Annotated in this window: 12 protein-coding genes; 2 read left to right on the top strand and 10 right to left on the bottom strand. The window is 43.9% G+C overall.

What is annotated here, in order from left to right; translation table 11 throughout:
- Window positions 1-197: 197 nt before the first annotated feature.
- Window positions 198-833, top strand: coding sequence for a GrpB family protein (locus tag LCM11_RS16295; protein WP_224895343.1), 636 nt, complete (start codon window positions 198-200; stop codon window positions 831-833).
- A 36-nt stretch (window positions 834-869) separates the two neighbouring features.
- Here the strand turns inward: LCM11_RS16295 and LCM11_RS16290 are convergent, their stop codons facing one another.
- From LCM11_RS16290 to gltB, 4 genes are all read right to left on the bottom strand, one after another.
- Entirely contained in the window at window positions 870-2,228 is a 1,359-nt protein-coding gene (locus tag LCM11_RS16290) for a dipeptidase (RefSeq protein ID WP_224895342.1), read from the bottom strand.
- Window positions 2,229-2,518: 290 nt separating this feature from the next.
- Window positions 2,519-4,567 carry a catalase gene (locus LCM11_RS16285; protein ID WP_224895341.1) on the bottom strand — a complete coding sequence of 683 codons (2,049 nt, stop codon included), beginning with the start codon at window positions 4,565-4,567 and terminating at the stop codon, window positions 2,519-2,521.
- A 380-nt stretch (window positions 4,568-4,947) separates the two neighbouring features.
- Window positions 4,948-6,435 carry a glutamate synthase subunit beta gene (locus tag LCM11_RS16280; RefSeq protein ID WP_224895340.1) on the bottom strand — a complete coding sequence of 496 codons (1,488 nt, stop codon included), beginning with the start codon at window positions 6,433-6,435 and terminating at the stop codon, window positions 4,948-4,950.
- A gap of 19 nt (window positions 6,436-6,454) precedes the next feature.
- Window positions 6,455-11,035 carry a glutamate synthase large subunit gene (gltB, locus tag LCM11_RS16275; protein WP_224895339.1) on the bottom strand — a complete coding sequence of 1,527 codons (4,581 nt, stop codon included), beginning with the start codon at window positions 11,033-11,035 and terminating at the stop codon, window positions 6,455-6,457.
- A gap of 381 nt (window positions 11,036-11,416) precedes the next feature.
- Here gltB and LCM11_RS16270 point away from each other — a divergent pair, with 381 nt between their 5' ends.
- Entirely contained in the window at window positions 11,417-12,475 is a 1,059-nt protein-coding gene (locus LCM11_RS16270; RefSeq protein WP_224895338.1) for a P1 family peptidase, read from the top strand.
- A gap of 569 nt (window positions 12,476-13,044) precedes the next feature.
- Here LCM11_RS16270 and LCM11_RS16265 read toward each other — a convergent pair.
- From LCM11_RS16265 to glgA, 6 genes are all read right to left on the bottom strand, one after another.
- Window positions 13,045-13,881 carry a YihY/virulence factor BrkB family protein gene (locus LCM11_RS16265; RefSeq protein WP_224895337.1) on the bottom strand — a complete coding sequence of 279 codons (837 nt, stop codon included), beginning with the start codon at window positions 13,879-13,881 and terminating at the stop codon, window positions 13,045-13,047.
- Between the two features lie 113 nt (window positions 13,882-13,994).
- Window positions 13,995-15,281, bottom strand: a complete 1,287-nt coding sequence (gene rpoN, locus LCM11_RS16260) for an RNA polymerase factor sigma-54 (protein WP_224895336.1) — start codon at window positions 15,279-15,281, stop codon at window positions 13,995-13,997.
- Between the two features lie 233 nt (window positions 15,282-15,514).
- On the bottom strand, window positions 15,515-15,889 hold the full coding sequence (locus LCM11_RS16255) for a PH domain-containing protein (RefSeq protein WP_089753301.1): 375 nt from the start codon (window positions 15,887-15,889) through the stop codon (window positions 15,515-15,517).
- A 16-nt stretch (window positions 15,890-15,905) separates the two neighbouring features.
- Window positions 15,906-17,825: a glycoside hydrolase family 13 protein gene (locus tag LCM11_RS16250; protein ID WP_224895335.1), complete on the bottom strand. Its 1,920-nt coding sequence runs from the start codon at window positions 17,823-17,825 to the stop codon at window positions 15,906-15,908.
- Window positions 17,826-17,844: 19 nt separating this feature from the next.
- Window positions 17,845-20,283 (bottom strand): glycogen/starch/alpha-glucan phosphorylase, encoded by a 2,439-nt coding sequence (locus LCM11_RS16245; RefSeq protein ID WP_224895446.1) that lies wholly within the window; start codon window positions 20,281-20,283, stop codon window positions 17,845-17,847.
- A gap of 35 nt (window positions 20,284-20,318) precedes the next feature.
- Window positions 20,319-21,749 (bottom strand): glycogen synthase GlgA, encoded by a 1,431-nt coding sequence (gene glgA / locus LCM11_RS16240; RefSeq protein WP_224895334.1) that lies wholly within the window; start codon window positions 21,747-21,749, stop codon window positions 20,319-20,321.
- Window positions 21,750-21,852: the final 103 nt, after the last annotated feature.

The raw sequence follows: 21,852 nt of genomic DNA, 5'->3' as shown, positions 1-21,852 counted from the left end.
CTTGTATATAATACCAGAAATCAGGGTCTTGTAAACCTATATCCATAAATTCTTACACATACATCTTTTTCCTAGCGTATTTAAAGTCTTCCTTGTAATTCTGCTCACTCAACACTCCTCTGATATACTGAATATACCCCCGTATTATGCAGGCGTCCCTCTTAAAAAGGTTACTTTACTATGAAGGAGAGATCGTGATGAGAGAGCAAGCAGGCAAGTGCCGCAACTGTGGAACGTCCATTTATTGTTCAGGTGGATTTTTGGAAGGAGTGGTGAACAATGATCAGACTCTTTGCTGTTTTCCTTGTGCGAACCAGACTCCAATAGAAAGGCCAACGGTCTCATTAGATCCCTATCGTCCAGTATGGCCCGCATTATTCGAACGGGAACAAGGGTTCATCGCAGAAGCTTTGGGCGAAGGTGCGCTTGGAATTGAACACATTGGCAGCACTGCCATACCTGGGTTAGAAGCTAAGCCTATTATTGACATTATGGCAGGGGTCAAGTCTCTGTACTCTTACGCTTCATACATACCGCATTTATCAGCTATTGGATATATGTACATCCCTAAGCCGGAACTTGTGGAGCGTCGTTTTTTCAAGAAGGAAAAGGATAGCCAGACTTTTCATTTACATGTTTGTGAATTTGGAGGGAAGGAATGGGATGAAAAGCTTTTATTTCGGGATTACCTGCGCCAGCACCCGGAAGCGATGGAAGAATATAATTCCCACAAACAGACACTAGCCGTTCGTTATCAAAAAAACCGGCCGGCCTATACGAAAAGTAAGGAACCCTTTATTTCATCTATCATTAAGAAGGCTAAGGAAAAATAAAGCACCCAAACCCTGAGAAGGTCTGGATGCTAATGGTTATTTATTTCCTAATCTATTGTAATAATTAGCAGCGGTTTCGATCCCTTTTGTAAAGTTCTCCAGGTGAAAATGTTCATTCGGAGCATGAAGATTTTCAGAAGGAAGCCCAAAACCCATTAATACTACAGGTGCTTTTAAGACGCTTGCAAACACTTCAACAATGGGAATCGATCCTCCCTCTTTAGGAAAAAGCGGACGAACGCCGTACACTTCCTCATAAGCATCCGCTGCTGTCTGGATATAGGCATCTTTAGAATCAATAGCCACCGGATCTGCCTGAATCAATTGCTCCGTTTCGATTCGGGCTCCAACAGGCTTGCGAGTCTGAAGATGACTCTGAATAGCCTCATAAACAGCCTGAGGATTCTGTTCGCCTACTAAGCGGCAGCTAATTTTGACACTGGCCTGATTGGGCACAATGGTTTTTAACCCTTCTCCCTGAAAGCCGCCTGTAATCCCGTTAATCTCAAGAGTAGGACGTATTCCTACACGCTCCTGGAAGGTAAACCCTTCTTCACCAAAAAAAGCTTCCAACCCAAGTTCTCTTTTTATTTTCTCACTATTAAATGGTACTTGCGCCACTTCTTCTCTTAACTCCTCAGTAGCTTCAGGAACACCCTCATAAAAACCTTCCACAGCGATTTTTCCGGTCTCATCATGAAGACTGTCCATTAGAGAAACAAGAGCGTGAATCGAATTGGGTACAGCTCCCCCGTAGGAGCCTGAATGTAAGTCTGTGTTTGCTGTATTCACTTTTACTTCCATAGCAAGGGCTCCGCGGAGCGAAGTGCAGATGGCCGGCTGTCCTTCCTCAATAAAAGTGGTATCGCTGATGACGACAGCATCTGCAGCCAGCTTTTCTTCATGATTCCTGATAAAAGGAGAAAGGTTCGGGCTCGCGACTTCCTCTTCTCCCTCGATACAAAACTTCACATTAACCGGGAGCGTTCCGTTTTCTTTCTTGAGAAGCTCCATCGCTTTAATATGAAGGAACAATTGCCCCTTGTCATCCGTTGCTCCGCGGGCATAAATTTTCCCATCACGGACCACTGGTTCAAACGGAGGCGTTTCCCACAGCTCAAGAGGGTCTTCGGGCTGAACATCGTAATGACCGTAAATAAGAACCGTAGGCTTGTTCTCCGCATGGAGCCAGTCCCCATATACAATAGGATGACCTTCCGTCTGAATGACCTCTACGTTTTCCATACCGGCTTTACCTAGAGCTTCAGCTACCCAATCGGCTCCCCTATTTACATCTTCTTTACGGTCAGGTAAGGAAGATATGCTCGGGATCTTTAAGAAATCTTTTAGTTCCTCTATAAACGAATCCTTATGTAATTCCACCTGTTCTTTCACGATAGAAACCCTCCTTTAGATTATACGTATTAGTATAACGAAAAACTCACCTTTAGAAAGGTGAGTCTGATGAATAAATAATTAAATTATAGCAATGAAATGATAAAACCAATAACCACAATAAGACCAATAATCATTAGAATCGTACGTAACATCGAAACACCTCTTCACTTTAGGATTATGTATATGACTATTCCTTATTTTGCACAAGTTAAAACAATCCATTCTGCTTATTTTTATTATAGTAAAAAAAGACTGACCCAGCGGGGTCAGTCTTTTATATCTCCTTCTTATATCACCTGGCGGTCCCAATGACGGTGAGCCGCTACTGCTTCAGTGAATTTACTTACAAATTCAACACCATTTTCTTCTGCGACAACGCCTGATTCTTCCAACAATTCATTATCTTTCAATAGCTGGATTCCTTCATGCGTAGCACCAATCGGCTTGAAGTGTGTGAAGGCTTCGTTCAGATAATAAGATACTTTCTTCCTGAATGCCTTACTCTGTTCGCCGCCTCCTGCAACATATACAGCATCCACCAGTACAGGATCAACGGTTGTAAACGTGTGATCCACGGTCAGTTCCGTACCATCTGTGCCTTTCAAAGTACCCTGATGAGTGCTGATCACAACAGGAGAAATACCTTTATCGGTTAGTCCTTCTAGTACATTCGTCACCTCTTTTCCAGCAAAGTTATCAGCCACAATAACACCTACTACGCGTGTATTTGGTTTAAATACTGTATTTTGCTGACTTAGCGCTGGAGAAGATTTAGTTACATCGGATCCCCCATGTTCTGGTGGGGTAATTCCGATATTTTTAGCAACTTCTTGAACCAGCTCAAGACTGACGTTTGAGAACATTTCAATTACTTGCTTTCTAACGGAATCACTTTCAAGTTTACCCAGTTCGAAACTGAAGGCTTGAATTAAATGCCCTTTCTCTGGTTCGCTCATACTATTCCAGAAAAGAGTTGCTTGAGAGAAGTGATCTTTAAAGCTGACACTTCTTGCGCGGATTTTGCGCCCTTCTACCTTCTCGTGATAATGCTCATAGCCGCCTTCTTCTGGAGCTGCAGGCTCTGGCGTATTCTGAGCCAGAGAGTTCTTGTGGTAGCTGACCTGTCCTGTATTAATGGTCTGGCGGCCATATCCATCTCTCTGATTATTAAAGAATGGGCAGACCGGACGGTTAATTGGAAGCTCATGGAAGTTTGGTCCCCCGAGTCGAATTAACTGAGTATCCGTATAGGAGAATAAACGACCTTGCAGCAGAGGATCGTTCGTGAAGTCAATGCCTGGTACGACGTGACCTGGATGGAATGCCACCTGTTCCGTCTCAGCAAAAACATTATCCACGTTACGGTTTAATGTTAATTTACCAACGATCTCCACTGGGACATCTTCTTCCGGCCAAAGCTTCGTCGGATCCAGCACATCAAATTCGAACTTATCCTCATCTTCTTCTGGAATGACCTGTATCCCTAGTTCATATTCAGGGTAATCCCCATTTTCGATGGAGCTGTAAAGGTCTCCGCGATGGAAGTCTGCGTCCTTACCGGAAATCTTCTGAGCTTCATCCCATACTAAAGAATGAGTACCGAGCACCGGTTTCCAGTGGAATTTCACGAAATGAGACTTACCTTCCGCGTTAACCAACCGGAAAGTATGTACCCCGAATCCTTCCATCATACGGAAGCTTCTAGGAATAGCACGATCAGACATGGCCCACATGACCATATGAGCGGATTCCTGATTGTTCGCTATGAAATCCCAGAATGTATCATGGGCCGATGCTGCCTGTGGCATCTCATTATGAGGCTCAGGTTTTAATGCGTGAACTAGATCTGGGAATTTAATGGCGTCCTGAATAAAAAATACAGGAATATTGTTACCCACTAAATCGTAGTTTCCTTCTTCGGTATAGAATTTTGTAGCGAAACCACGAGCATCACGTACGGTTTCAGAAGAACCGCGATTACCCGCTACTGTTGAAAATCTAGTAAACACGGGTGTTTTTTTAGAAGTATCGGTCAGAAAGTCTGCTTTTGTATATTTTTCAAGAGATTTATATAGTTCAAATTCGCCATGAGCCGCAAAACCTCGTGCGTGCACCACACGCTCCGGAATGCGTTCATGGTCAAAATGGGTCATCTTTTCACGGAAATGGAAATCTTCCATTAGTGTCGGACCTCGTTCTCCCGCTTTCAGGGAAAACTCATCCTCTGACATTTTCAATCCTTGATTCGTTGTAAGATTCTTTCCTGAATCGTCTCTGCGATAGTGTTCCAACTGCTCGTCTTTACTATGCTTATCTACTTTTTTCTTATCACTCATTAAGGTTCCTCCTTAAAATGATTATAAAAAAACACTTCTTATAAACTCCACATAACTAGTACCCCATCATCCGTCTGTTAAAACTTTCAAACTGAGATATTTTCTTCAATAGAATTAGTACACAGATTGGCAGCGTTGTTATAAAAGGGGGATACCAGTATCGATCCAGATTGCGGAAGACTCAGTTTAGGCCCTGCACGATGCAGGGTCGTTCGACGTTACCACACGATGTGTCGTCCTTAGTAGAACCTCCTTGTTATCCTGAACTGAACCATAAGCAATCGGGAGCTTATTTGTGAAATACATATTTTGATTAGATTAGATCCTTCTAAAAAAAGAGATGCCTCTATGGTATAGAGACATCTCTGATCATTTTAAAATTATGGCAGTTGAGTGGAGCCCATCATAAATCGATCGCACTCACGCGCAACCTCGCGTCCTTCGTTGATTGCCCAGACGATCAGGCTTTGTCCGCGGCGCATATCACCGGCCGCAAATACACCTTCCACGTTGGTCGTGTACTTCCCGTACTGAGCTGCTACGTTCGTTCTAACGGTCGTTTCAATTCCCAGCTTCTCAATCAAGTCCTGCTCTGGACCACTGAATCCAATGGCAAGCAAAACAAGATCGGCCGGCCAGACTTTTTCTGTACCAGGTATTTCTGTTCTTACTTTATTGCCGTCATCGTCAAAGGACAAAGCCACATCGATGGTGTGAACCTCTTTAATTCTATTATTCTCATCCCCGACAAACTTCTTGGTCATGACGGCATAAGCACGCGGGTCGTCACCAAATTTGGCTTCCGCTTCTTTTTGTCCATAACCTACTGTATGAGTAATCGGATATTGAGGCCATGGGTTTACTTCGTTATCACGTTCTGACCCTTTTTTATCGTAAATATCAAATTGGGTCAGTGTCTTGCATTCATGTCTGAGGGAAGTAGAGATACAGTCTGTCCCTGTATCACCACCGCCGATAACGATCACATTTTTATCTTTCGCACTAATGTAATTTTTATCTTCGTGATTGGAGTCGAGCAGACTCTTTGTATTTGCATAAAGGAAGTCCATAGCATAATGAATGCCTTTCAAACCACGGCCATCCACTTCCAGGTTCCTCGGAGTGGTAGCTCCTCCGCAAAGAATCACGGAATCATACTCTTCATTAAGACGGGAAACCGGGTAGTCTCTTCCTACCTCGGTGTTCGTTTGAAAACGAATCCCTTCCTGCTTCAGGATATTCACTCTTCGCTCCACAATTTCATAAGGAAGCTTCATTTCTGGAATACCGTACGTTAACAGTCCGCCAACGCGGTCACTACGTTCAAATACGGTTACCCAGTGTCCAGCTTTATTAAGCTGGGCCGCTGCGGCAAGACCTGCAGGCCCGGAGCCTACAACAGCAACGCTTCTTCCCGTTCGCTTCTCGGGCGGCTCAGGTACGACCCAGCCTTCAGCAAATCCTTTTTCAATAATCGAACGCTCCACAGACCGAATAGCTACAGGCGGTTCATTTATACCCAGCACACAAGCCCCTTCACATGGAGCCGGGCAGGCGAATCCTGTGAACTCAGGAAAGTTGTTCATTTCATGTTCTTTCTTTAAAGCCTCTTTCCACTGACCTCTGTAGACGAGATCGTTCCATTCAGGAATTAAATGATAAACCGGACAACCGGTGGTCATGCCTTTGATTTCCATTCCTGAATGACAAGTAGGTACGCCGCAATCCATGCAGCGCGCCCCTTGTTTTTGTGCTTCCTCGTCTGACATGGGTAAAGTATAATCTTCCCAGTCTTTCGTTCTAGTTGCCGGATCACGCTCAGGTATCGACTGACGCTCATATTCCATGAATCCAGTAGACTTTCCCATCAGATCTCCCCCTCTGTTGTTATTTTACTGTTTCTACTGGCTTATTACTTTCTTCAAATGCAGTCATTTCAGCATCAAACTTCTCCATGCCTTCTTCTCTTAAACTCTGAATACGTTCCTGCATAGCCAGATAATCTGTCGGTATGACGCGAACAAATTTGGAAACGAACGCATCCCAATTATTTAAAATCCGCTGGGCATTCGTGCTATTGGTATAAGACAAATGCTTCTCAATCATTTCATAGAGTTCTTGAATTTCCTTAGGGTCTGTCAGCTTTTGAGTATGCACAAGTTCATGGTTGCATTTTGTCTCAAAAACTTCTTCTGTTTCGTCCAGCACGTAAGCGACTCCGCCAGACATTCCGGCGGCGAAGTTGCGGCCCGTTCCCCCAAGAACGACCACTTTTCCACCTGTCATGTACTCACATGCGTGATCTCCTACTCCTTCAACGACCACTTCTGCTCCACTGTTACGTACACAGAAACGCTCACCTGCAAGTCCATTAATGTAGGCTTCTCCACCAGAAGCTCCATAGAATGAAACGTTCCCGATAATCGTATTTTCTTCTGGTACGAACGTGGATCTAGGAGACGGATGTACAATGATTTTACCTCCGGACAATCCTTTTCCGACGTAATCATTGGCGTCTCCGACGAGTCTAAGCGTCATTCCTTTCGGGATAAAGGCACCGAAGCTTTGACCTGCGGATCCCTTAAAGGTTAGACGAATCGTATCTTCCGGTAGACCTTCTGCTCCATATTTGCGGGTGATTTCACTTCCTAATATGGTTCCGGTAACCCGGTGTATATTTCGAATCGAACCTGTTCCTTCCACAGGCTCTCCTGTTTCAATCGCTTTTTTACAAAGTGGAATCAGTTCTTCCACGTCGAGTGTTTTCTCAAGACCGTGGTCCTGTTTTCTAATCGCATAACGCCCATAATTATCAGGTACAACAGGCTGATAAAGAAGAGCCGATAAGTCGACACCTTTGGCTTTCCAATGGTCAATCGCTTCGTTCGCCTGCAGCACATCGGTACGACCGATCATTTCATTGATCGTACGGAAACCGAGTTCCGCCATTAATTCTCTAGCTTCCTGCGCAATAAAACGCATGAAGTTTTCCAAGTGATCCGCTTCGCCCGTGAATTTCTTCCGGAGCTCAGGGTCCTGTGTCGCTACTCCTACTGGACAAGTGTTCAGATGACATACACGCATCATGACACAGCCTAATACGACAAGAGGGGCTGTAGAGAAGCCATATTCTTCAGCTCCAAGCAAGGTCGCAACGACTACATCGCGCCCTGTCATCATTTTTCCGTCCGTTTCCACGACAATTCGGTCACGAAGTCGGTCCAGTACAAGGGTCTGGTGCGTCTCCGCAAGACCGATTTCCCAAGGGAGACCGGTGTGCTTAATACTCGTTCTTGGAGCCGCTCCCGTACCCCCGTCATAGCCGCTGATTAAGACGAGATCAGCTCGTCCTTTAGCTACACCAGCTGCAATCGTACCAACGCCGACGGCTGATACTAGTTTCACACTTACGCGTGCTTTAGGGTTCGCGTTCTTCAAGTTGAAAATTAATTCGGCCAAGTCTTCGATCGAATAAATGTCATGGTGCGGCGGAGGAGAGATTAACTCAACTCCAGGTGTAGATCCGCGTACTTCTGCAATCCATGGATAAACTTTCTTACCAGGAAGGTGTCCACCTTCGCCAGGTTTTGCACCTTGAGCGATCTTGATCTGTATTTCATCCGCGTTAACTAAATAGTGACTCGTTACTCCGAAGCGACCGGAAGCGACCTGCTTAATGGAGCTTCGTCGGGTATCACCGTTGTCATCTGGAGTGAAACGATCCGGATCTTCTCCGCCCTCTCCTGTGTTACTGCTTCCGCCGACACGGTTCATAGCAATTGCTAATGCCTCGTGTGCCTCCTGGCTGATCGAACCATAAGACATAGCCCCTGTTTTGAAGCGGCGGCAAATATCTTCGACCGACTCCACTTCTTCAATTGGCACCGATGGGCGCTTCTTAAAGGACAACAAGCCTCGTAGTGACTGAAGATTATTCTTCTCATCTGTCAGCATTTCAGAGTATTGTTTGAACAGATTATAATCATTGGAACGACAAGCGTGCTGGAGGGTAGCGATCGTTTGCGGGTTATACTGATGATCCTCTCCATTTTCACGGTACTGGAATTCATCTCCCGCTTCTAACTTACGGTTGCCTCCACGGTTTTCCGTATAAGCTTTCTCATGTCTCATTAATACTTCTTTTTCAATGATATCCAGGCCAATCCCGCCAAGACGGGACGCTGTTCGCGTGAAGTATTTATCAACAACATCCTTCTGGATACCGACGGCTTCGAAAATTTGAGCACCGCGGTAACTTTGAATCGTGGATATGCCCATTTTCGAAAGCACTTTAATAATTCCGTCTGTTGCGGATTTAACGTATGTTTCTACCGCAGCTTCATAGGATTCTACCTGGATATCACCGCGATCTACAAGGTCGCGGATCGTGTCATAGGCTAAATAAGGGTTGATCCCTTCAGCTCCATAGCCTAATAAAGCGGCATGGTGGTGAACTTCTCTAGGTTCCCCGGATTCGATCAACAGACTGACTTTCGTTCTCGTCCCTTGACGGATCAAGTGATGATGAAGACCCGAAACAGCTAAAAGAGCTGGTATAGCAGCTTCCCCTTCATGAACACCTCTGTCAGACAGGATGAGGAGAGTCGTCCCTTCTTCTATGGCTTGATCAGCCTCTTTAAACAAACGATCAAGAGCCTTCTCCATCTTATTTTCTTTTGCTTCAAATAAAATAGATAGTGTACTGGCTTCAAATCCTTTTAATGACTGCTGACGCAGCTGTTCCAGTTGACGGTTCGTTAACACTGGAGTTTCCAGTCTGATTTGACGACAGCTGTCCGGTTTCGGCTCTACCAGATTCCCCTCAGCTCCGATGGTGGTTTCTACCATCGTGATTAACTTTTCACGTATAGCGTCGATCGGCGGGTTGGTTACCTGGGCAAACAACTGTTTAAAATAGCTGTATAACAGCTGCGGTTTTTTCGATAGAACAGCAAGTGGGGAGTCATACCCCATAGAACCTACAGGATCCTTTTGGCTGGATACTAAAGGAACAATAATTTTGTTTAATTCCTCGGTTGTATATCCAAAAGCAAGCTGCTGATCGATCAATGGATTGACTGGACGGTGCTCTTCCGTTGGTTCCGGTAAATCTTCCAAATCATACTTATGGTTGTCAATCCATTCCTGATAAGGGTGTTCTCTGGCAGTTTGGAGTTTGATTTCTTCATCTGGAATAATTTTGCCTTCTTCTAAATCGACAAGAAGCATTTTCCCTGGGTGCAAACGATCTTTATACAAAATATCGTCCGCAAAGATGTCCAGCGCCCCAACCTCTGAACCGAGAACAATCATTCCGCCTTTCGTGACGTAGTATCTTGCAGGCCGTAAACCATTACGGTCCAGACAAGCACCAATCTGCTTTCCATTCGTATATGCCAGGGCGGCAGGTCCGTCCCACGGCTCCATTAACGTACTATGGTATTCATAAAAACTCTTTTTATCTTCATGAATGGTGTCATCGTTTGCCCATGGCTCAGGCACCATCATCATGGCGGTGTGAGCAAGGGAGCGTCCGGATAAATAAAGAAATTCAAAAGCATTATCGAACATAGAAGAGTCACTGCCCTCAGAGTCAATAATCGGCAGAATCTTCTGAAGGTCCTCTTCACTAAAATACTCAGAACTGCAAAGCTCCTGACGCGCTCTCATCCAGTTAACGTTACCTCTTAATGTATTAAATTCCCCGTTATGAATGGTAAAGCGGTTCGGGTGTGAACGTTTCCAACTCGGGAATGTATTTGTACTAAAACGGGAATGGACTAAAGCCAGAGCCGTTTTAAAGTCAGGGTGATTCAAATCTATATAGAAGGAATCCAGCTGTTCTGGAATCAGCATCCCTTTATAAACAATCGTATTGGAAGACAGGCTGCTCATATAGAAATCGTCATAGCCTTCTTTGCCAGCTATTTCGATTTCCGCACGCTTTCTAATAATATACAAGCGGCGCTCCAGGTCCATTTGCGTCTTGATATTTTCTGAAGGCGCAACAAATCCCTGGCGGATGAATGGTTTCGTCTTCTTAGCGTCATCCCCCACAAATGAATCATTGATCGGTACGGTACGCCAGCCCAGGAAAGTTTGTCCTTCCTCTTCCACAATTCTTTCGAAGATGCGCTTGCATTCCATTCGAGTATCGTGATCTTCTGGAAGGAAGAACATCCCGATTCCATACTCTCCCGGTTCCGGCAGTTCTATATCTTCTTTCTCACACTGTTTTTTAAAGAAGTAATGAGGGATCTGGGTTAGAATTCCCGCTCCATCACCAGTACTGATATCAGCGGATTGTCCTCCACGGTGTTCCAGGTTACAAAGTATAGTGATCGCATTTTCAACAATGCTGTGACTTTTCGTTCCATCAATATTCGCAATCATGCCTATTCCACAAGCTTCATGTTCATTCTCAGGATGATAAAGGCCCTGCGGTACAGGGTAGCCGTTTTTTTGCATATTCATTCCCCCTAGCGGACGTATTCTTGTAGGTCAAAAGTAGAAATTAAAAAATTCTGTCTTTTTAGTTTCTTACAAGTATATCATGAAAAATTAGATGATTCACGCTTTCGTGACAGTATTTGCGTATATTTTCACAGAAATGAAACAATTCAAAATACGTCAAAATACATTCATTTAGATAGTGTAAGCGCAATCATAAACCTTTGTATTTCTTGAAAAATTTTCTTAATTTTTTTACGATCCTTACTCTTTTTATGGTTTTATTGAAGAAAATTTTGTATATATACACCTTCCACTGGATGAATATACGTTTAAAAAAATAAAGGAATTTCATGATGTTTTTTAGAAAGCAGTAAAAATGAGAAAGGAGAAGGTACAATGAGCCAGCTTAGAATAAGAGATTTTGGAGTTGATATAGGAACACTAAGTACGGGAAGACGGAATGCTATTACGGATGTAGAAGGAGTCCGGGTAGGACATTGCACGTTAAGGGAAGGAAGTACTCAAACAGGAGTTACAGCCATCCTGCCGCATGAGGGGAATATTTTTAAAGAAAAATTAATAGCTTCAAACCATATTATCAACGGGTTCGGAAAAACGATGGGGACGGTGCAGATGAATGAATTAGGGACGCTGGAAACTCCGATTCTTCTAACGAATACTTTAAGTATCGGGACGGCCTCCGAGGCATTGATTGAATACATGCTCGAACGGAACCCCGAGATTGGACGATCGACGGGAAGTGTGAATCCTGTGGTAGGAGAATGCAATGACATGATCTTAAACGATATTAGATCCCTATCCATAGAAAAGAAGCATGTACTCCAGGCGCTGGAGGAAGCATCCTCCGAATTTACAGAAGGAAGTGTGGGAGCCGGAAGAGGCATGGTTTGTTATTCGTTAAAAGGAGGCGTGGGTTCTTCTTCCCGCCTGGTTGAACTCCATCACGGAACGTACACGGTCGGGGTTCTCGTTCTCACTAACTTTGGCCGTATGGGTGATTTGCTAGTGAATGGCAGGCCTGTAGGCGAGCAGTTGAGCAGGCATGTCGAAGTTTCAAAGGAGGCAGACAAGGGGTCTGTGATGGTGGTTGTGGCTACGGATCTCCCTGTTTCTGAAAGGCAATTAAATCGTATTATTAAGCGTTCCGTCACTGGTCTCGCGCGCACAGGATCTCTGATTACGACTGGAAGCGGCGATGTCGTGATCGGTTTCTCGACAGCTGCTAAAGTTCCGTATAAAGCAGACACACCTCTCCTCTCTTTTCAGACCATTCACGAAGAGGACATAGATGAAGCCTTTCGTGCTGTAAGCGAAGCGACTGAGGAAGCCGTCCTGAACTCACTGATAACCGCAGATTCCGTTACAGGCAGGGACGGTAACGAAGCCCAGCCCCTAAGATCCTTACTCGAAAAGTATCCCGTCTCACTATTATAAAATCGTATAGTACCAAAGATAAGCTCCCATTACTTGAAGCTCAGTTTCGAGATAACTCGGGTCCATTGCCAAAAAAGGATAGGGCCCTGTTATAGAAGACAGGAGCCAAGCTTTATCTGTCTTAAATGCTTCTATAAAAGGGTTCATACACGTAAACAAACAGTAAAAATCAAAGTAGATTATAGATGATCCTTGTTCATTGGAAGGCGTTTATGCAAGGATTTTGTGCTCTCAATAATCTCAAAGGGTGGAAGGGAACGGCGAAGACTCCTGCGGGATGAACATGATCGGTGAGATCCCGCAGGGCTGTTAAGACCGAGGAAGCTCAGCACATATAAGAAGTTCGACTAAGATCGCCACGTCCTGTGGCAACGTCGAACGACCCTGCGTCGTGCAGGGCCGGAAAGCGAGCCGTTCCCTGGAGCCCCTTTCTCTACCCAATATCTCGAAACTGAGTCTTTCGCAATCCCGCTTTATTGTTTAATAAGCTTCTTACGTAGTATCAACCTTAAAATTAACAAGACCAACAAAAAAGACCAGTTCCTTTGGGTGAACTGGTCTTCTTTGAGTTATGCGGCTCTGCGGTTGCGATCATCGCGGCGGCGGTGATAAATAACATTAATTTCAGCACCGACCATCAATATAATACCGGTCAGGAAGAACCACAGCATTAAGATAATAATCCCTCCGAGACTTCCATACGTAGCTGAATAGTTGGCGAAATTACTAACATAGAAAGAAAACGCAAGAGAGATAATCTGCCATAACGCAGCCGTAATAATGGCTCCAGGAAGAATATGCTTAAATGGTATGTTTTTGTTTGGGGCGAAATGATATAAAGCCATTAGAATGGCTCCAATAACTAATACACTAATTACCCATCTCAATAACTGAAAGAGAATAACCGTCTGTTCAGGCAAGTTAACCGCATTATTAATAAAATTGATTAATACATCGCCGAAAACAGGAAGAACGAGTGCCACTACAATAGCTAAAATCATACCAAGCGTTAATACAATGGATAACAACCTTACTTTAATAAAAGAACGAGTTTCATCAACATTGTAAGCCTGGTTCGCTGACTGAATAAACGCGTTCACTCCATTGGAAGCCGACCACAACGTACCAAGAATACCAACCGTTAAGAGCCCGCCTTTAGGCTGCTCAACAATACTAATAATATTTTCCCGGAATACTTCTGCCGTGTCACTAGGGATGACCTTACCCAGCGCATTAATGGCGGTTTCTGCTTCTATGTTCATATAAGGAAGAATCGAGAGCAGTAAAATAATCATAGGGACTATGGCGAGCAGGTAATAATAAGCCTGGGCAGCACCGAGAATTGGAATATTATCTTTTTGAAACTCATGGACGAGTTCTTTTACGTAACTGACTAACTTTTTCATAAAAAAATAATCCTCCTGTCTAACCATCCTTTTAGTATCCTTTCCCCTTTCTGGAAGATTATTAACCTTATAAATGCAGGGTAAGGGTAAAAATGGAAGATTAGAAGAAGGAGTTACTCTTTCCTTTTGGAAGAAGACAGAATCCCCATCGCTTCTCGGTATTTAGCCACGGTTCGCCTGGAAATCGTGATCTCGCTTTCATTTTTAAGTTGATCCGCCAATTTCTGATCGGACACCGGCCGTTTTTTATCTTCTTTATCAATAATACCTTTGATGATTAATTTGACGTGACTTGCCGATACAGCCTCTTCTTGATCTTTGCTGAGTGCAGAACTAAAGAAAAATTTAAGCTCGTACACACCTCCTGGAGTTTGAATCGCTTTATTAGCTACGGCACGGCTCACGGTTGACTCGTGCATCTTAATTTTCTCTGCGACTTCCCTAAGCGTCATAGGCCGTAGAGCTCCGCCTTCTAAAAAAGTGGTCTGTTTTTCAATGATGACTTCAGCCACTTTCATGATAGTTTCTTTTCTTTGTTCCAAGCTTCTGATCAGCCAGGAGGCTTGTTTGTAACAATTATCTACATAAGGTTGAGCTTGAGGGGAGCCAACGGATAAATCAGCGATGGATGGATCCATTCTGACCGAAGAAGCAATCGACGGGATATAGGTCAGTTTAAACGCACCCTGTTCTTTCCTTACCATTAAATCCGGAGTTAAATAGGAGGTGGTCTCTCCGTAAATACCGGTCAATGGATGGGGCTGCAGCGTTTTTAGTACAGCAAAAACACTCTGGATCCGGGCGGTAGAAACACCAGTGTGTTTCGCGACCTTGCTCCATCGCCTCTCCGCGAGGTCGTTCAGATGATTAGAAACTACATCATACATCCACTGATCTTCCGGATACTTCTTGTTTAATTGGTATAGAAGATATTCCTGCATCGTAAAGCATCCTAAACCACTGGGTTCTAACTCCTTGATCAGCTTAAGAGCCTGCTCTATTTTCTCCCTCGAAAAGGATAGATGACGCATAATTTCTTCCATTGATATTCGAAGATAGCCCTGTTCATCTAAATTGAGCAGTAAAAAACGGCTGATTTCTTTTAATTCTTCTCCTGATTCCAGCCAATTTACTTGATCTACCAGTTTCTCTCTCCACCCTTTATCGTGAGCCGCAAAGTATTCCACAGGGTTAGAAGTCATGCTTTTATTGACTTTACCACCTGTACGGTTATGGTTAGACGGTATTTCATCTATGGTAAGAACGGGGTTTTCTAAAGCCTGCTCCTCTAAATATTCCCACAAATCGGTGGTAGAGTACTGCAGTAAGGAAATGGCTTGACGTATCTCCGGGGTCATTACTAATCCAACGGTCTGAGTCTGGGTCAAATTAAGGTTCACACCAATATCCTCCTCGATATGATAACGCTTTCAATTATATAAGTCTTTCTTTCTATATTGCAGGAAAATTCAAGGTTTTTCAAGAAGCGGTAAAACAAATAAACCACCATAAAGAGGAAAAATCATCCAGGTATTAGTTGAAAAGGTTCCTCTACCATGCCTCTGTACCTGCCAAATGAAAAAGCCGGTACATATGTACCGGCCAGAGGAAATTGTTTCACGTGAAACATTTATTAAAGAACGTGAGAGGCTAACGTTTTCTGTACACCTTCAATTGGACTGTTCTTTTTGAAAAGCTTCCCGATCGGTTCACTGGATCCTGAAATCCAGATCTTTAATTCGGAATCTAAATCAAAACTTCCAGCCGTTTCTACACTGAAGTGCGTAATACTCTTATAGGGGATGGAGTGGTATTCCACTTTCTTCCCTGTCATCCCCTGCTTATCTACAAGCAGTAAGCGTCTATCCGTAAAAACAAATAAGTCCCGAAGTACTTTAAAGCCACTTTCAATTTCTTCATAGTCTACTAGAATATCATCCAGCTGTTCCTCCAGCTTTTCGATATTTGCTTCACTTGCATTTCCCATTAGTTCATCAAAAAAACCCATCGTATACACTCCTCTTTTACTGCATAAATCTCAGCAGAATACATTCGCTGGGATTTAATTCAATAGAAAGATTTCCTTTCTTTGAACTGAATATACGTTTTTTGTTTTGCAGCGCCTGCCATTTTCCTTTGCGGATCGGAATATGGGCGGTTCGCTTCTCTGTAATATTCCGGTTAAATAGATAGACCATATGTTCATCATGCGCCTCATGTCCAAAGGCATCCACTCCATTGTCAATCCATCTTTCAAAGCCGAATAGATCTTCATGCAAATCATGCGGTTTCCAGTGACCGGTACGCAGCACAGGGTGCTCTTTGCGCCACTTTCCAATTTGTTTATACCAGTTTAATAAATCCTGCTCCTCGTTGCCCCATGGATAAGGCTTACGGTTGTCCGGGTCAGCTCCCCCGTGCACTCCGGCTTCATCTCCGTAATAGAGAGAAGGAATTCCAGGAAATGAATACAGCCATAAACTCAGGCCTTTTACCTGCGCCCGGTTAATGTTTACCCGGTGCTCCTCCTCCATATCGGCCGGCAGATAGTCGTGCAGCATCGTGATAATCCGCTCCACATCATGACTCGAAAGCATGTTCATTAAGGCATAAAAATATTGCTGTGGATAGTGTTCGTTGAGCGTGGTCAGCCGACGGTTCACAAAGAACGCATCTACCTCGCCTTTCATAAAGTCGAGCATAATTCTACGAAGCGGGTAGTTCATCACCGAGTCCAGCACGCCTCCAAGAAAATAATCTCTGCGGTTTCCATAAGAACTTTTATTCGAAGCATCTTCCCATACTTCCCCTAAAAGTACGCTCGATTTATCCTCTTTCTTCAACTGCTGGTAAAGCTTTTTAATCAAGTCATCCGTCAGCTCATCTGCTACGTCCAGCCGCCAATGGTTTACTCCAGACCTTTGCCAGGATTGGATGACACTGTTCTCGTCATCGACAAGAAAGCTTTGATAGTCTTCGTTTTCTTTATTCAGCGTTGGAAGTGTCCCCACTCCCCACCAGGCATCATAGTCATCCGGATAGTGATGAAACGTGTACCAGGTGTAATATGGTGATTCTTTCGACTGATAGGCTCCTAGAGAGTCGTATTGATTTTCTCTATTAAAATATATACTGTTACTGCCTGTATGACTGAAAACACCGTCTAGCATAATTTCGATGCCCCGGTCAGCGGCTTCCTTAATTAACTGCTCAAATTCCTCTTTGGTACCGAGCAGCGGATCGATTTTATGATAATCCCCCGTGTCATACCGGTGGTTACTTTCGGCTTCAAAAATCGGATTCAAATAGATAACGGTAACCCCAAGAGAAGCAATGTAGTCTAACTTTTCCTGAATTCCCTGCAAGTTCCCTCCGAAAAAGTCCCAGCGTACAACCTCTCCTCGCTCGTTTCTAATATAGAAAGGGTCATTTTCCCAATGAGCGTGAATTAAGCTTGTCTTTGGAGCCTTTTTGGGATCTATTTCTCCTCCCGCAAAGAATCGGTCCGGGAAGATTTGATACATCGTAGCGTTTTTCCACCAGTCAGGTGTCTTGTACTCGGGATTATAAACCGTGATCTGCCAGGAAGGCGGAACATGGTCATATATGGTTCCTTCTCCGCTTTCAAAGATGTTCTCTCGACCGTAAAACAAGGTGTGATCCGTAAGTATAATCTCAAAAAAGTACCAGATTAACTGAGGTTCATCCGGCATCGTAATCGACGTTTCATACGAGTCGAACTGATGCTCCTCGCTGTACAGATCCATCTTTTTCGTTTTTTCTGTATCGGTTTTATCAAGAATGTAATGAAGGATAACATGCGACACTTCAAACCGATTATGAATATCAATGGATAATGATACTTTGGAACCTTTTGGCGCAGCACCAAAAGGTTCTCTGTAGACTAAGTCAAAACTATTATGATAAATGTCCCTGTGTTTCACATAAACTCCCCCTAAGACCTCACTTTAACATTCGTGTGCGCTGAATCTGCCAAATGTCACGAGCATACTCCTGGATCGTTCGATCACTGGAGAACTTCCCGGATTTTGCAATGTTAATCAGACTCTTTCTATTCCATTCCCGCTCCTTCAGAAAGTCGCGGCTCACTTTCTGCTGAGTAAAGAGATAGCTGGCAAAATCTTTTAGTACAAAGAACTCATCGTTGTAGGTAAGCAGGGCATCATAGATTTCCTGGAAGTCCGTTTCTCCCTTAGAAAAAGGACTATAGTGCACCAGCTGGTCTAAGGTGTGTCTTACTCTTGAGTCATTTTCATAAATTTCTCTAGAGGAATAGTTTCCATTCCGGTAATACTCTAATACCTCTTCCGAACTCATTCCGAACGTGTAAATATTATCGTCTCCGACCAGATCATGGATTTCCACATTCGCTCCATCCATGGTTCCCACCGTTAACGCTCCGTTCATCATGAACTTCATGTTTCCTGTTCCGGAAGCTTCCTTACTGGCCGTAGAAATCTGTTCACTCACATTACTGGCTGGAATGACGCGCTCAGCAATCGATACAGAATAATTGGGTAAAAAGACTACTTTAATTTTATCTTTCACGTCGCGGTCGTTATTGACGACATGCGCGATACGATTAATCAGCTGAATCACCTTTTTCGCAAAATGGTAGCTCGATGCTGCCTTTGCTCCAAAGAAAAAGGTTCTAGGTACAATATCCAACGTAGGATCGGATTTAATCTCATTGTACAAATGCATAATGTGGAGTGCGTTCAGCAGCTGGCGTTTATAGCCATGAAGCCTTTTAATGTGGACGTCAAATATCGAGGCCGGATCAACGGCGATCCCTTGAGTCTCTTGTACCCAGTCAACCAGATTTTGTTTGTTTTGCTGTTTAATATCATGTAAACGATCTAGGAAGGCGGTGTCTTCCTGTTTATTCAGCAGATCTTCTAACCGTTTGGGCTGCTCAATCCAGCTGTCGCCAATCGCTTCAGTGATAGCAGAAGTCAACGGTTTATTGGCATGCATCAGCCATCTTCTATGAGTAATTCCGTTCGTTTTATTATTAAAGCGTTCAGGAAACGTGTCGTAAAACCGCTTCATTTCCCTTTTCTTTAATATTTCCGTGTGGAGCTTCGCGACTCCGTTCACACTATGACTGCCCACAATAGATAAATGAGCCATTTTCACCTGACCGTCCGCCACTATGGCAAGGTCGGCAATCCTGTCAAAATCTCCAGGGTACGTACGCCATAAATCCTGGCAGAAACGCTCATTAATCTCATCAATAATCATAAAGATGCGGGGTAAAAGAGAGCGGACCATATCTACAGGCCATGACTCCAGGGCTTCACTGAGTGTTGTATGGTTGGTATAAGAAACAGATGATTGCGTAAGATCCCAGGCTTCTTCCCATCCTAACCCTTTTTCGTCCATTAAAATGCGCATTAATTCCGGAATGACTAGAGCAGGGTGTGTATCGTTGATATGAAGAGCAGCTTTATCCGGGAAAGACGTCCAAGGCAGATCCAGACGTTCAAACGAGCGTATGACAGACTGAACCCCTGCAGACACCAGGAAGTATTCCTGCTTCAGTCGCAGCCTTTTTCCTTCATCCGTTGAATCATCCGGGTACAGGAAGGAAGATATAGACTCAAGCTCCCGCTTATAATCTAAAAAGGAAGCAGAATTATTTTCGATTTCGGCTTTTCTTAATGTATTCTCTACGATCGGCTCCGCCGACCATAACCTCAGTGTATTGACGGTATCATTGTTATAGCCAGCAATTGGAACATCATAAGGAACAGCCTGAACCTGTTCATAATTTTTATATTCGAAGTGAAGGGAACCCGATTCATTTTTTACCGCTTCCACATTACCGCCAAACCGGACTTCAACTGCTTCTTCAGGGCGGCGGACTTCCCATATAAAGTCCTGGGAGAGCCAGTGATCGGGAAGTTCAACCTGCTGGCCGTCAATAATGTGCTGCTCGAACATTCCATATCTGTATCGGATCCCATATCCATGCCCAGCCAATTCCAAGGAGGCCAGTGAATCTAAGAAACAAGCTGCCAAACGGCCTAATCCGCCATTTCCAAGCCCTGCATCGTGCTCCTTCTCCTCAAGATTGTTCAGATTCAAGCCTAAATCGTCCAGTCCTTCTTCTACCAGAGATAACATCTTCAGGTTAAGCAAATTATTTCCGAGCAGGCGTCCCATTAAAAATTCCATAGAAAAGTAATAGACCTGCTTATTCTTATTCGTCCTGTAATCCTGATTGGTTTTAACCCAGTTTCTGCTGATTCGTTCCTGAACCAACGCACCTAAGGCTTTGTAAGCATCGCTCTCTGTTGCTTCTTCCGCCTTTTTCCCAAGTTTTGTCTCAAGCTTTGCTTTGAACGCTTCCTTAAACTCTTCTTTATCGCTGAACATTAAAGTCACCTTATCGTCTCCTCTCATCCCGCCTGCTACTGGATCATAGATTTATATAAATCCATGTACTCATTAGCAGAGGTCTCCCATGTGAACTTGCTCTTGCTAATATTATTGACTAACTTCTCCCAAGAAACAGGGTCATGATAGATTTCGATGGCTCTTCTGATCGTATAAAGCATGTCGTGTGCGTTGTAATTCTCAAAGGTAAAGCCGTTTCCTTCTCCCGTATCTTCTACAAAAGGATGAACCGTATCAGCTAAACCGCCTGTTTCCCGCACAATAGGGGCTGTCAGATAACGTAATGCGATTAACTGCCCGATACCGCACGGCTCAAATCTTGACGGCATTAAGAACATGTCGCTTGCCGCATAAATCTGACGGGAAAGAGGTTCCGAAAATGTAATATTGGCAGACATTTTGTCAGGGTGGCGGTCCTGCGCCCATTGAAACATCTGCTCATACTGCTCTTCACCTGTACCCAGTAATACGATTTGTACATCCTCTTCGGATAGAAGATCGTCAATGACGTGACCAATGAGGTCGAATCCTTTTTGTTCGACCAATCTGGAAACGATGCCAATCATAGGTACATCTTCTCTTGCCGGTAATCCTAATTGCTCCTGAAGCCACACTTTGTTCAGTGCTTTTTGAATCAATGAAGTGCGGAAAGGAAAAGCAAGAGCTTCGTCATTCATAGGGTTATAATTTTGTTCATTAATTCCATTGACTATACCGACCAATTCATTGGAACGCTTTCTTAATACTCCGTCTAGGTTTTCCCCGAAATAAGGCGTTTGAATCTCTTTTGCATAAGTTTCACTAACGGTTGTAATAAAATCTGCGAAATTCAGTGCGCCCTTCATAAAATTGACGTCACCGTAAAATTCGAACGTGTCTTCTGTTACCATATTCTCATCGTAGTCCATTAAGTCATGAGCTACGGAACGAGCAAAAATCCCCTGATATTTCAGGTTATGGATGGTAAAGACCGTCTTCATCCCCTGAAACTTTTCCACATCCTTATAGTGGGTATGTAACAAGGCAGGAATCAGCCCGCTTTGCCAGTCGTGGCAGTGCAGCACGTCAGGACGCCAGTCCAGCGCATTTACCATTTCCATAATGGCGCGATTGAAAAAGACAAATCGTTCAGCCTCGTCATCATATCCATACAAGTTTGAACGTTTAAAATAGTATTCATTATCAATAAAATAAACAGGTACACCTTCGTATTCTATATATTCAACTCCTGCATATTGGTTCCGCCAGCCCATTTGAACATTCAATTCATCCAAATGCGTCAACTGCATTTTCCAATGGTCGTCCATATTCTCATACTTCGGGAGTACGACTCTAACGTCAGTCCCTTGTTCTCTCAGGGATTGAGGAAGAGATCCTAATACATCCGCCAGTCCCCCCGTTTTTATAAATGGTGTGCATTCCGATCCAATCATTAATACATTCATTGTGGTTCACTCCTTTATGTGTTCACTACCTCACTTATTATGGCCGATAGACGTGCAAAGATGATGAAAAAGGGCTGTCAGAATGAATTGGTTCAGACAGCCC

Origin of the sequence: Halobacillus halophilus, from assembly GCF_020171985.1 — a bacterium.
Lineage (GTDB): Bacteria > Bacillota > Bacilli > Bacillales > Halobacillaceae > Halobacillus > Halobacillus halophilus_A.
This window is presented reverse-complemented; position numbering and strand designations above follow the sequence as displayed.

Coding starts and splice junctions, on each gene's coding strand:
- LCM11_RS16295 (WP_224895343.1), top strand. CDS start 198: ATGAGAGAGCAAGCAGGCAAGTGCCGCAACTGTGGAACGTCCATTTAT.
- LCM11_RS16285 (WP_224895341.1), bottom strand. CDS start 4,567: ATGAGTGATAAGAAAAAAGTAGATAAGCATAGTAAAGACGAGCAGTTG.
- LCM11_RS16280 (WP_224895340.1), bottom strand. CDS start 6,435: ATGGGAAAGTCTACTGGATTCATGGAATATGAGCGTCAGTCGATACCT.
- gltB (WP_224895339.1), bottom strand. CDS start 11,035: ATGCAAAAAAACGGCTACCCTGTACCGCAGGGCCTTTATCATCCTGAG.
- LCM11_RS16270 (WP_224895338.1), top strand. CDS start 11,417: ATGAGCCAGCTTAGAATAAGAGATTTTGGAGTTGATATAGGAACACTA.
- LCM11_RS16265 (WP_224895337.1), bottom strand. CDS start 13,881: ATGAAAAAGTTAGTCAGTTACGTAAAAGAACTCGTCCATGAGTTTCAA.
- LCM11_RS16255 (WP_089753301.1), bottom strand. CDS start 15,889: ATGGGTTTTTTTGATGAACTAATGGGAAATGCAAGTGAAGCAAATATC.
- LCM11_RS16245 (WP_224895446.1), bottom strand. CDS start 20,283: ATGTTCAGCGATAAAGAAGAGTTTAAGGAAGCGTTCAAAGCAAAGCTT.
- glgA (WP_224895334.1), bottom strand. CDS start 21,749: ATGAATGTATTAATGATTGGATCGGAATGCACACCATTTATAAAAACG.